Genomic DNA, 12,206 nt, shown 5'->3' with positions numbered 1-12,206 from the left:
CGAGGTGCGCGTTCATGTCCGGTCTCAAGGGTCTCGTTCTCGCGTTCATCGTCTTTGCGCTCGGCTATCTCGGGGTGGCCGGCGACGAGCGCTGGTATCGCTTCAATCCGCCGCCGCCGCTGCCGCGCGCCGATGAAAGCGGCTTTGCCGCCGTGAACGGGATCCGCATGTATTATGCTGTGTACGGCAAGGGGAAGGGGTCGCCGATCCTGCTCATCCACGGCGGCATGGGAAGCGCCGATGTCTGGGGTTTCCAGGTGCCGATCCTCGCCAGAACACATGAGGTTGTTGTCGCCGACAGCCGGGGTCATGGCCATTCCACCCGCACGGATGCGCCCTTCAGCTATCATCTCATGGCCGAGGACTATGTCGCCCTGCTCGATACGTTGAAGATCGAGCGAACGGCCATTGTCGGCTGGAGCGATGGCGGCATCATCGGCCTCGACATCGCCATGCATCATCCGGATCGGCTGACCAAGCTGTTCGCCCAGGCCGCCAATGTTTCGCCGGACGGACTTCTTCCCGAGCCGCGCTTCTCGCTTCAACAATCCGACGGCAACCGGGATGAGACGGACTATCGCCGTCTCTCCTCCACACCCGACGAATATCCGGCATTCAGGGCAGCCATAGCCAAGCTCTGGGAAACCGAGCCTCATTACACCGAGGCCGACCTGAAGAGCATCCGCGTGCCCACCCTGATCGCTCTCGGAGATCATGACGAAGCCGTCAGCCAAACGCATTCCGAGTATATCGCCCGTACGATACCCGGTGCCCGTTTTCTCCTGCTCAAGGATGTGGGCCACAAGGCGATCTATCAGGATCCTGCCGGCTATGCCGCCGCGGTGCTCGCCTTCATCGATGCGCCGGAAACGAGGCCATAGGGTCTTTCCGTTCCGGCTGGAAAGGCTCTAGCGGCCCTCGCGATACCACGTGCTGGAGAGGACGAGGAGCAGCGCGGCAAGGCCGAGAAAGCCGGCGAAGAGGGGAAGAGAATTGACGCCCTTCAGCACCGTCTCATCCGTCATGCGCAGTGACATTCGATTGGCATCGGCGACGCGGACCTGACCGCGAACGGGCAGGATGGCGGGAATGTCGATGTTCCCCGAAGCATCGGCAACACGGTGGACCAGCCCCTTGGTTTTCTCCGCCCAAGGCGCCAGCATCTCCTCCGTCGAGACGGTTGCCTTGAACTCCGGCGCATCGACGCTGCCGACATGGACAAGCGTGGTCAGGTCGCCGTTGGCTACTTCGAACAGACCGGTTTCGCCGGTGCGCACATCGGCGCGGTAGAGCCCGGGCTCGCGTTCCGTCAGGGCGACGTCTTGTGTCCCGCCCGAGGGCAGAGTGATGCGCGCGGGACCCGGATCGCCGGCGATGGTCTGGCGGGTGACTTCGAGGGTCCTGCCGCTGGCACGCGCCGTCAGCGCTTCCTCTTCCAGTGCCGGTTCCTGCATCAGCCAGTGGGCCATGCGGCGATAGAGCGAAACGCTGGGCCCGCCGCCTTCGAAGCCACGCGCCCAGAGCCAGCCCTGATCGGACAGCAGCATGGCGACGCGGCCCTTGCCGACGCGGTTGAGCACCAGCAGAGGCTTGTTGTCGGCGCCCTGCATGATGGTCTGCCCCTCAGGCGGATCGACATCGACGGTGCGGAACCAGCGTCCCCAATGCGGCGGCTCGCTGTTGGCGCCCTCAAGCCCGCGTGTCACGGGATGCTTCCTGCCTTCGTCCGTCAGTCTCGGAAAAAAGGCCTTGTCGTTCATCTGCCCGGTCGGGCTTGCGGGAAGGACGGCGGAGAGCGGCGTTGTCGCAATCGAGTCCGCGCCCGCATGTTCAGGCCCTGCGGCGATCAGAAGGGCGCCGCCGTTTTCGACATATTGCGCGATGTTGTCGTAATAGATGATCGGCAGCACGCCGCGATGCTGATAGCGGTCGAAGATGATGAGGTCGAACTCGTTGATCTTCTCGATGAACAGTTCGCGGGTCGGGAAGGCGATCAGCGACAGTTCGTTGATCGGCGTGCCGTCCTGCTTTTCCGGCGGGCGCAGAATGGTGAAATGGACCAGATCGACCGACGCATCCGACTTCAGGAGGTTGCGCCAGGCGCGCTCGCCGGAGTGTGGTTCGCCAGAGACGAGGAGCACGCGCAGGTTCTCGCGGATGCCATCGAGCACGTGAACGGCACGGTTGTTCGCCTCGGTGACCTCGCCGGCAAGCGGGGCCACCGCGAACTCCAGAATGTTATTGCCACCACGCGGCACGGTGAAGCGAAAGGGAATGTCGGTGCCCGGCTCGGCCTGCTGCTTGGCAATTTCCTGACCATTGAGGCTGACGGTGACGTCAGCTGTGCCGGAAGGGGTGCGGCCATCGTCGATGACGCGAAAGGTTACGGCCTGTTCCTCGCCGACGATGCCGAAGCGGGGCCCGCTGATGACCTCGATACGGCGGTCGAACTCGTCGGGCTGGCCGGTGATCAGGCCATGGACCGGCGCATCGAAGCCGAGCGGCTGGTTGATGTCGGGCACGTCATGGATCTGCCCGTCGGTGATGAAGATGGCACCGCCGACACGGGCCGGGGGAACGTCGGAGAGCGCATTCGACAGGGCCGAGAACAGGCGTGTCGATGGCGTCTCCGTGTCTGCATCGTCGGCGGCCTCCACGATGCGCGGCTCGATCTGCGGGAAGCGCGCAAGGCGCTCCTTCAGGGTTGCGAGAGCCTGATCGGTCATCGCGCGTCGATTTGCGGTACCCTGTCCCACATCCTGGCTTTGGCTGCGATCCACAACCACGGCGACGATAGTGGACAGCGGCTCGCGTTCTTCCTGAAAGAAGACAGGATTGGCGAGCGCAAGGCAGAGCGCCGCCAACGCCAGAGCGCGCAGGACGGCACCGCGAACGCCGCGCCACAGCGACAGCGCGATCAAAAGAGCCGCGAGGATCGAAAGGGCGATCAGTACCGATTGGGGAACGAGGGGCGAAAAGTCGATGGTCATCTGTGGGCCTTCACTGGCCGAGCCGTTCGAGCAGCGCCGGGATGTGCACCTGATCGGCCTTGTAGTTGCCGGTGAGCATATACATCATGATGTTGACGCCCGAGCGGAAGGCATATTCGCGCTGCATCTCGTCCGGCGGCACGGTCGGCAGGAGGGGTGCGCCGTTGTCGTCGGTCGCCCAAGCGCCCGCCATGTCGTTGCCCGTGATCATGATCGGCGAGACCCCGTCTCCCGAGCGGGCCGGACGCTCCGATTGCTCGCCATCGCTGTGCGGCTGCGCCTCGATCCACAGCGGGCCGCCGGAGTAGCGGCCGGGAAAGGACGAGAGCAGGTAGAAGGACTTGGTAAGCACGCTGTCCGTCGGCACGGGTTCGAGCGGGGGAATGTCGAGATCGGCCAGAATAGCCTGCAGGCGCTCTGTGTTCGGGCTCGTGCCGGAGGCGGCCGACAGGGAGGAGAGCTGGTCGCGCGTGTCGAACAGCACGGTGCCGCCGGCGCGCATATAGGCATCGATCCGGCTGATAGCGGCGGCACTCGGCATCTCGGCGTTGGCCGAAATGGGCCAGTAGATCAGCGAGTAGAACGACAGTTCGTCCTTGGAAATATCGAGGCCCACAGGGGCGCCGGGTTCCAGGGTCGTGCGGTAGGTAAGAAATTCGGTAAGGCCGGCAAGGCCGCGCTCCGAAATGCGATCGACCTCGCTTTCGCCGGTGACGACATAGGCCAGATGGGTGTTGTCGAGGTGGCCGAGGATCTCGTCGTCGCCGGGACGGGTATCGTCGAAAGGCCCTTGCGCGGGCGCGGTCTGAGCCTGCGGTGCAGGTGGCGTCTGTGCCTGAGCAGCCTGCGGCGAGAGAGCCGTCATGCCGATGGCGATCACCCCGATTGCCAGCATGGCGGTTGCCGTCCGCATCCGGTTCGTGCGTGCGAACGTGCCGGCCATGAAGAGAACGATCAGCGTATCCACCAGCAGGAGAACCAGAGCGGCGGTGAAGAAGGCGGGCTTCAGTGACCACGCTTCGCTGCCGATCAGGGCTTCGCTGGTGTACGGCATCGGCAGATCCGTGCTTTCGATCGGGCGCAAAGTGGCATCCCTGGGCAGAAGGTTGAGCGCAACGAAGCCTTCTTCGGAACCGTAAAGGCCCGGAGGATGCTCCCCGTCGGCCACAGGTGTGGTGCCCGCCGATATCTCCAGCGGACGCGCGCTACCGGTTTCGGTGACGAGCGTACCGTCCGCGTTCATCAGGCGATAGGGCGGCAGGGCCTGCGCCTGTGCGCCGCTTTCGCTGGTCACGCCGCCGCTGCGCGACAGCTGCACGACACGGCGCAGCATCTCCACGAAGTCACCCGAAATCGGCAGGTTCGACCATGTCGCCTCCGCGCTGACGTGGAAGAGGACGATGCGGCCGGCGCCGAGCGTGCGGGTGGTGACGAGCGGCGTGCCGTCCGCAAGGCTGGCCCAGGTTCGTTGCGAAAGATCGGCCGTCGGTTCGGCCAGCACCTGCCGGTTTACCGTGATGCCGTCCGGGCGCGGCATGCCGGCAAAGGGGCTCGTGGCCGGGTAGGGTGCGAGCGGTTGAGGTTCCGACCAGGAGAGCGTGCCGCCGAGCGCACGCTCGCCCTGACGCAGGCGTACCGGAACCAGTGGATCGTCCGCCGGCGCGGTGGCGAGACGGGGACCGGCGAAGCGCACCAGCGTGCCGCCATTCTGGATCCAGCGCGTCATGACCGGCATCGTGTCCTCCGGCAGACGACCGATATCCGCCATGATGACCATCGAGGGCTTTTGCTCGAGAAGCTGCGGCAGTGCGACGGCAAGGTCGGTCTCCGTCGGCTGCACGAGGTCGGCATAGGGGGCCAGGGCGCGATTGATGTAGTAGAGCGGCGACAAGAGCGGCTGCGACTGGTCGCGCGCCTCGCCGGACAGAAGCGCCACGCGACGACGGCGAAAACCATCGTCCAACAGATAGGTGCTGCCTGCGGTGGCGAGGCCGTCGATGCCGATGCGGGCAAAATCATTGCGCAGCTCGAAGGGTGCCGTCAGCGTGCCGGACGCGGTGGCCTCGCCTGCGGGGAAGGTGATGCTGCCATTCGAGATCGCCCGGCCGCGTGTGTCGAAGGCGGTGAGCGCCACGGTGCGCGGTGCCGCACTCTCAAGGCGCGTCGCGGTAATGCGCATGGCATCGGCTTCGTTGACCGCGCCGGTGAGCGCGATCGCATCGCCTCCGTTGCCTTCGATCAGACGCAGGCTTTGTGGTGACAGGGATGCGAGATCGCGCATGATCGTGTCTTCGCCGGACGCAATGCCGTCACTGATGAAGGCGAGCGTGCCGGGGCGCGTCCCGTTAAGTCCGGCGCGGAGCGCAGCCAGAGCTTGCGGACGGTTCGGGCGAAGGGGCCTCGGAGCGGCGGCGGCCAGCCGGGTACGGGCGGCCGTGGCGGTCCCGGGCACGCCGTCATTCTCCCGATCTGCGGAAAACACGATGGAGACGGGGACATCCGCGGATTCGGCCTCGGCGATCAAAGCGTCGGCCGTTCGCACACGGCGTTCCCAGTCGTTTGCCGTTGCCCAGCCATTGTCGATAACGAGTGCCAGTGGTCCCGAAGACGACAGTGTGCCGACCCTGGGATTGACGACCGGATCGGCGATGGCAAGAATGATGAGCGCCGCCATGAGCATGCGCAGAGCCGTCAGCCACCACGGGCTTTTTGACGGAGTTTCCTCGCGCTTCAATATCCCGGCCAGAATACGCAGCGGTGGAAAAACCTCCGTCACCGGTTTCGGTGGCGTCAGCCGCAGAAGCCACCAGATCGCGGGCAGAGCGACGAGCGCCGCGAGCATCAGCGGGCTTGAGAAAATGAAGGGCAGGAAGCTCATAGCTGACCCCCGTGCGTGGCGCGTCCCGGCATGCCTGAAAGGTGCATGTGGACGGCGACCAGCGCTTCGGACGCCAGATGATCCGTGCGATGGGGAATGAAGGTCCAGCCCATGTGCCGCAAGCCTTCGCCCAGACTGTCGCGTCGCGCGAGATAGGCACGCCGATAATCTTCGGCGAGGATCTCGGCGCGACCGGCCGTCAGCTTGTCCCCGGTTTCCGGGTCTGTGAATTCGGTCCGGCCGGCATAGGGAAAGGTTTCCTCGGCAGGGTCTGCGACCTCGATGACATGGCCGCGCATGCCGCGCCGGCCGAGAGGGCCCAGGCGTTCCATGATGGCAGGGGTCGGATCGAGAAAATCGCCGATCAGCACGAGATCGCTCCAGCCGCGGATCATGCCGGTCGCCGGCAATCCCGAGGAGAGGTCGCTGTGCATCAGCGCGGTCGCCAGGCGCTCGGCCGCGTTGCGCGCGGACACCGGCTCCATGACGCCGGGGCAACCGATACGCTCGCCCGAGCGGGCGAGGATTTCGGCAAGTGCCAGCATGAGCACCAGCGCGCGGCTTTCCTTTGATACCGTGCCGAAGCGGGACTTGTACATCATCGACGGTGACAGGTCGGCCCAGAGCCAGATCGTGTGAGCGGCCTCCCATTCCCGGTCACGAACATAGGTATGATCGTCTCGGGCGGAGCGGCGCCAGTCGATTCGCGACAGGCTTTCGCCATCGGAATAGGGGCGGAACTGCCAGAAATTCTCGCCGATGCCACGCCGGCGGCGTCCGTGCCATCCGGAGATGACCGTATTGGCGATGCGGCGGGCTTCGACCATGCAGTCCGGCACCAGCGCGGCCCGGCTCTGGGCGCGCGAGAGGACTTCGCCGGAGGGCGTGCGATCGACGATGTGCCCGACGGCGTTCACCATCCGGTCAGGCCTTGAGCGTCTTGACGACGCCGGCAATGACGTCGCGCACCGACATGCCTTCCGCGCGGGCGGCAAATGTGAGCGCCATGCGGTGCTGCAGCACAGGTTCGGCAAGCGCCGCGATGTCATCGATCGACGGCGCGAGCCGACCATCATAGAGAGCGCGGGCGCGGGCCGTCAGCATCAGCGACTGGCCGGCGCGGGGGCCGGGTCCCCAGGCGACATGGCGATCCGTATCGGCATTGCCGTGTCCAGGACGAGCGGAGCGCACAAGCGTCAGGATCGCATCGACCACGGTTTCGCTGACGGGCATCTGTCGGATCAGGTTCTGGATGCTCATCAGCTGCGGCGCATCCAGAACCGCCTTGACGCTGCTCTCATGCGTGCCCGTGGTCTCGAGCAGGATGCGGCGTTCGGCGGCGAGCTCGGGGTAATCGACATCCACCTGCATCAGAAACCGGTCGAGCTGGGCTTCCGGCAGCGGGTAGGTGCCTTCCTGCTCCAGCGGGTTCTGGGTGGCCAGCACATGGAAGGGGCGCGGCAGGTCGTTGCGCTGCCCGGCGACGGTCACGTGATATTCCTGCATGGCCTGCAGAAGGGCGGACTGCGTCCGCGGGCTTGCGCGGTTGATCTCGTCGGCCATCAGCAATTGGGTGAAGATCGGGCCGGGTACGAATCGGAACGATCGACGTCCCGTCTCGTCCTGATCCATGACTTCCGAGCCCAGAATGTCGGACGGCATCAGGTCGGGCGTGAACTGCACACGGTTGCTGTCGAGGCCGAGCACGGTGCCGAGCGTGGTCACCAGCTTGGTCTTCGCAAGCCCGGGCACGCCGACAAGCAGCGCATGACCGCCGGAGAGAACGGCGAGCAATGTCTGCTCGACCACGCTTTCCTGACCGAAGATGACCTTGCCGACCTCCGTGCGGACAACCGCGATATCGGCAAGCGCCTTTTCGGCCGCGGCGACGATGGCTTTGTCGTCAAGCGCGGTGTCTGCCGTGTTCATCAGTCCCATCGCTTAACTCTCCGCTCGCCCGGCGCCCCGATGATCCTGATCCGAACGGGAATTTCGAATCGCGTCCGCGCCTGTTCCGTGTTCCATTTCAAACTAGCTATCACCTTCAGGCTGACAAGCCACGCGAGGCGCACTATCTCGTGAAACGCATTCTGATAGAACGCCGGATCACTTTCACGACGCAAGATCACGGGCAAACGGGACGGAACGATGGCAGCTGCGAAAACGGATGAGAAAAGCGACGCTGCCGGTCTTGCAGCGATGATCGCGCGAGCGGCAGGGCAGGCCGTGACCGTCGAGGGTGCCGCGCCACGCGGCTCGGCCCCCGTGGAACGCTGGAACCCGCCGTTTTGCGGCGATCTCGATATGGAAATCCGCGCTGACGGAACTTGGTTCTACATGGGCACGCCCATCGGTCGACCGGCGCTGGTGCGACTGTTTTCGACCGTTCTGCGCAAGGACGAGGACGGCAAGACATATCTGGTGACGCCGGTCGAGAAAGTGGGCATCCGCGTTGCGGACGCGCCTTTCCTCGCCGTGGAGATGACGGTGACCCATCGCGACGGGGCGGCGGTCCTGTCGTTTCGCACGAATGTCGGCGATGTCGTGGAAGCGGGCCCTGAGCATCCTCTGCGCTTCGAGATTGCCGGCGAGCATTCCGAGATGAAGCCCTATCTGCGCGTGCGGGGCCGGCTGGACGCGCTGGTGTCCCGGGCCGTCATGTATGATCTCGCGGCACTTGGCGAGGAGATCGAGATCGACGGCGTGCCCACCTTCGCCGTTCGCTCAGGGAGCGCCATCTTCCCCGTGATGCCGGCTGAGACGCTGGCAGCTCTTGCCGAGTGATGGCGGCTGGACGATGACGCTGTCATGACCGATGCCATCAACACGACCGGGGCAACGACCGATTTTTCCGCTGCCGCGTTCCGTAGCCGCGCTGCGTCTCAGACGGGCGGGCCGATCGAGCTTGCCTGGCGGGATCACGCCGATATCCTGCTCAATCCCGATGTCGTCCCGTATATCGAGACCCTGACGCTCAGGGACGCCGCCGTGCTGGTGCCCGTGATCGACGACGGTGCCGATGCACGGGTGATTTTCACCCAGCGGACGGCGACGTTGCGCAAGCACTCCGGGCAGATCGCCTTCCCCGGAGGTTCGGTCGATCCCGAAGACCGTTCTGTCGAGGAAGCGGCGCTCCGGGAAACCGAGGAGGAGATCGGCCTCGACCGCGCTTTCGTGGAGCCTGTCGCGCGACTGCCGCATTACATGGCGCTCTCCGGCTTCCGGATCACGCCGGTGCTCGGTATCGTTCGTCCTGGCTACACGCTGTCTTTGAACCCGGCAGAGGTCGCGTCGTCTTTCGAGGTGCCCCTGTCCTTTCTGATGAACCCCGATAACCACACCGTCGACAGCGGCATGTGGAAGGGTTCGACGCGGCATTACTACGCCATGCCCTATGAGGGGCATCGGATCTGGGGCATCACGGCCGGCATCGTCCGGATGCTGTATGAAAGGCTTTACGCATGACGACTTCCGCACGCTCCGTTGCCGATCAGCCCTGGTTTCAGGCGCCCGGCCTTCGCCGCGTCTTCGACCTTCTGAACGCGGATGGCGGAGAGGTTCGCGTGGTCGGTGGTGCCGTGCGTAACGCGCTCATGGGAGCTGCCGTCAACGATGTCGATCTGGCGACGACGTTGACGCCCGATGTGGTAACCGAGCGTGCGAAAGCGGCCGGCATCAAGGTCGTACCGACGGGCATTGCGCATGGCACCGTCACGCTGGTCGTGGACGGCACGCCCTTCGAGGTCACCACGCTGCGCCGTGATGTCTCGACCGATGGCCGGCATGCCGAGGTCGCATTCGGTACGGACTGGGCCGTGGATGCGGCACGGCGCGACCTGACGATGAACGCTCTCTACGCAACGGCGTCCGGCGAGGTGATCGATCTCGTTGATGGTATCGCCGACATAGAACGGGGCATGGTGCGCTTCATCGGGCCGGCGGCCGAGCGGGTGGCGGAAGACTATCTGCGCATCCTGCGCTTCTTCCGGTTCTTCGCGTGGTACGGTTCCTTCCGCCCGGATGCAGATGGTCTGCGCGCCTCCGCTCAGGCAAAATCGAAGCTCTCGACGCTGTCTGCGGAGCGGGTCTGGGCAGAATTGAAGAAGCTACTGTCCGCCAGAGATCCCGGCCGGGCGCTGTTGTGGATGCGGACGTCCGGCGTCCTTACCGAAATCCTGCCGGAAAGCGAGAAATGGGGCATCGATGCGATTCCCGGTCTCGTGGCAACCGAACAGGCTCTGGCGTGGCCGGTCGATCCGTTGCTGCGGCTCGCGGCCATGGTTCCCCCGGATGCCGAAAGGCTGGAGGCGATGGCCACGCGGCTGCGTTTCTCCAAAGCGGAAGCCGCCGTGTTGCAGGCGTTTGCCGAGGCCGGGACAATCAAGGACAGCATGTCGGAGGCAGCCCTCGACCGGAACCTTTATCGGCAGGGTGCCGTCGGTGTGGGGTTCCGCCTGAAACTCGCGCTCGTCTCCGCACGCCAGAAGGCAGAGGGAGACGTGGAGGCAATGGTCGCCGTCGGACGGCTCGGACGGTTGCTCGATCATACATCCAAGTGGAAAACACCTGTGTTTCCCGTTAGCGGCAGCGATCTGATCGCCAACGGCATTTCACCGGGACCCGCCATGGGGGCAACACTTGCCGACCTCGAAGAAGCTTGGATCGCGTCGGGCTTTCGTGAAAAGCGGGAAAGCTTGCTAAAGCGGGTGACGGATGCCCCATCGACATAGTCAGGTCCGAGACCGGCCAAGCCGCAAGCTATATGCCTGCGGCTCCCGTCCTGTTCGTTCAGGCCGCTTTTGTTTCGTCGGATATGCGGCACTTGATGTTGTCGATCATCGTCTCGCGGATAACGTCTTCGCCGTGCGCCTGGCGAAGGTGCTCCACCGTGCGACGTACGATTTCGGCGTCGCTATCGGCTCTCGTGTGCCAGTCGCATCCGGGCACGAGCGCGCCACATTCAAACAACCTCATCGCTTCCTCCTTGGTTTCCTCCTGCCATCCCGTACCTGCGCACGAGACAGCTTTTGCAAACACGCGAGAGGGAGGGATGGTTCCGGAAATCTGCATCTCGTCACATTCTTGCCGGGTGGGTCGGTCAGAAGGGGCGCGGGCTGAGAAACGCAACGGAAGCAGACGGCTTCCCGGAAACACGGAAGGACACTTCATGAACAACCGCCCCACGACGCTCCGTATCAAGGCTGCCTCCACTCCCGTCGCATCGTTGACGGCCGCGCTCCTCGGTATTCTCGTCGTCCAGTCGCCGGCCTTCGCGCAAGGGGCGGCGGAGCCGCAGGCGACCCAGCCGCGCACGCCGCAAGCCGGAGCCACGCAGATTCCAGCGCCTCAGGGACAGGCTCCGCAAGCTGCGATTACCGACGAGAAGCTGAAGGCGTTCGCCGTTGCCTATCTGCAGGTGGACAAGGTACGGCAGGATTATACCCAGAAGATCGGCACGACGACCGATGCCGCTGCCAAGCAGAAGCTGCAGAACGAGGCAAACCAGCAGATGATCAAGGCTGTGGAAACCTCTCCCGGCATGTCGCTGAACGACTACAAGACGATCATCACAGCTGCGCAATCCGACCCGACCGTGGCGCGCAAGGTGCAGGAAAACCTGCAGAAGAGCCCCACTGCCGCGGATTGACGAAGATTTTCGAACGGTCCGGCTGCCGGCCGGACCGTTCCCTTGCGGTGTGCGATTTTCACGAAAATGCTGTAGGGCCCGGCCAGGTCCGGTGCTAAGAGTTGCCGGTAACAGACCTTTGCGAGGCCTTCCGTTTTCATGACGTCTTCCCTTCAGAGCGAGCTTTCCGCCGCCATCCGCACCATCGAGAATTATCCGAAGCCCGGCATTCTCTTTCGCGACATCACAACGCTGCTTGGCAATCCCCGTGCGTTCCGTCGCTCGATCGACGAACTCGTGCACCCCTATGCCGGTACCAAGATCGACAAGGTCGCGGGCATTGAAGCGCGTGGCTTTATCCTCGGCGGTGCCGTTGCGCACCAGCTGTCCTCGGGGTTCGTGCCGATCCGCAAGAAGGGCAAGCTGCCGCACGATACGGTGCGCATCGCCTACAGTCTCGAATATGGCGTGGACGAGATGGAAATGCACCGCGACGCCATTACGCCGGGCGAGAAGGTTATCGTCATCGACGACCTGATCGCCACCGGCGGCACGGCGGAAGGCGCTTGCAAGCTGCTGAAGCAGATGGGCGCCGACATCGTCGCCGCGTGCTTCGTCATCGATCTTCCCGATCTCGGCGGGCGCAAGAAGCTCGAGGCACTGGGCGTCGAGGTGCGCACGCTGGTCGAATTTTCAGGTCACTGAACAAAAC

The 12,206-nt window shown here is 64.4% G+C and carries 11 protein-coding genes; 6 read left to right on the top strand and 5 right to left on the bottom strand.

Annotation, left to right across the window (positions count from 1 at the left end; translation table 11 throughout):
- Positions 1-14 precede the first annotated feature (14 nt).
- On the top strand, positions 15-881 hold the full coding sequence (locus tag BSG19_RS03335) for an alpha/beta fold hydrolase (RefSeq protein WP_092984805.1): 867 nt from the start codon (positions 15-17) through the stop codon (positions 879-881).
- A gap of 27 nt (positions 882-908) precedes the next feature.
- On the opposite strand, the gene BSG19_RS03330 is transcribed toward BSG19_RS03335, so the two are convergent.
- Genes BSG19_RS03330 through BSG19_RS03315 form a run of 4 tightly spaced genes read right to left on the bottom strand, consistent with a single transcriptional unit; the run spans position 909 to position 7,806 of the window.
- A complete protein-coding gene (locus tag BSG19_RS03330; RefSeq protein ID WP_092984803.1) occupies positions 909-2,990 on the bottom strand; it encodes a hypothetical protein in 2,082 nt (693 codons plus the stop codon).
- Positions 2,991-3,000: 10 nt separating this feature from the next.
- Positions 3,001-5,868 carry a DUF4159 domain-containing protein gene (locus BSG19_RS03325; protein WP_092984801.1) on the bottom strand — a complete coding sequence of 956 codons (2,868 nt, stop codon included), beginning with the start codon at positions 5,866-5,868 and terminating at the stop codon, positions 3,001-3,003.
- Positions 5,865-6,788: a DUF58 domain-containing protein gene (locus BSG19_RS03320; protein WP_170865845.1), complete on the bottom strand. Its 924-nt coding sequence runs from the start codon at positions 6,786-6,788 to the stop codon at positions 5,865-5,867. The genes BSG19_RS03325 and BSG19_RS03320 overlap by 4 nt, the downstream gene beginning before the upstream one ends.
- 4 nt (positions 6,789-6,792) lie before the next feature.
- Positions 6,793-7,806 (bottom strand): AAA family ATPase, encoded by a 1,014-nt coding sequence (locus BSG19_RS03315; RefSeq protein WP_092984799.1) that lies wholly within the window; start codon positions 7,804-7,806, stop codon positions 6,793-6,795.
- A 210-nt stretch (positions 7,807-8,016) separates the two neighbouring features.
- Here BSG19_RS03315 and BSG19_RS03310 point away from each other — a divergent pair, with 210 nt between their 5' ends.
- Genes BSG19_RS03310 through BSG19_RS03300 form a run of 3 tightly spaced genes read left to right on the top strand, consistent with a single transcriptional unit; the run spans position 8,017 to position 10,598 of the window.
- Complete coding sequence (locus BSG19_RS03310; RefSeq protein WP_092984797.1) at positions 8,017-8,652, top strand: DUF1285 domain-containing protein; 636 nt, start codon at positions 8,017-8,019, stop codon at positions 8,650-8,652.
- A 24-nt stretch (positions 8,653-8,676) separates the two neighbouring features.
- Entirely contained in the window at positions 8,677-9,333 is a 657-nt protein-coding gene (locus BSG19_RS03305) for a CoA pyrophosphatase (RefSeq protein ID WP_092984795.1), read from the top strand.
- On the top strand, positions 9,330-10,598 hold the full coding sequence (locus tag BSG19_RS03300) for a CCA tRNA nucleotidyltransferase (protein ID WP_092984793.1): 1,269 nt from the start codon (positions 9,330-9,332) through the stop codon (positions 10,596-10,598). Before BSG19_RS03305 ends, BSG19_RS03300 begins: the two co-directional genes overlap by 4 nt.
- A 58-nt stretch (positions 10,599-10,656) precedes the next feature.
- Here BSG19_RS03300 and BSG19_RS03295 read toward each other — a convergent pair whose 3' ends face one another.
- The gene (locus BSG19_RS03295) at positions 10,657-10,842 is read right to left on the bottom strand and encodes a DUF1059 domain-containing protein (RefSeq protein ID WP_092984791.1); all 186 of its coding nucleotides are present in this window, start codon (positions 10,840-10,842) and stop codon (positions 10,657-10,659) included.
- A 193-nt stretch (positions 10,843-11,035) separates the two neighbouring features.
- On the opposite strand from BSG19_RS03295, the gene BSG19_RS03290 reads away from it, so the two are divergent.
- Both BSG19_RS03290 and BSG19_RS03285 read left to right on the top strand, forming a co-directional pair.
- Complete coding sequence (locus BSG19_RS03290; RefSeq protein ID WP_092984789.1) at positions 11,036-11,515, top strand: DUF4168 domain-containing protein; 480 nt, start codon at positions 11,036-11,038, stop codon at positions 11,513-11,515.
- 138 nt (positions 11,516-11,653) lie between these two features.
- Positions 11,654-12,199 carry an adenine phosphoribosyltransferase gene (locus BSG19_RS03285; protein WP_092984787.1) on the top strand — a complete coding sequence of 182 codons (546 nt, stop codon included), beginning with the start codon at positions 11,654-11,656 and terminating at the stop codon, positions 12,197-12,199.
- The last annotated feature ends 7 nt before the right edge of the window (positions 12,200-12,206 follow it).

Source organism: Rhizobium sp. NFR03 (assembly GCF_900111275.1).
Taxonomy (GTDB): domain Bacteria; phylum Pseudomonadota; class Alphaproteobacteria; order Rhizobiales; family Rhizobiaceae; genus Ferranicluibacter.
The sequence above is the reverse complement of the archived record's forward strand: the minus strand, read 5'-3'. Positions and strand labels throughout refer to the sequence as shown.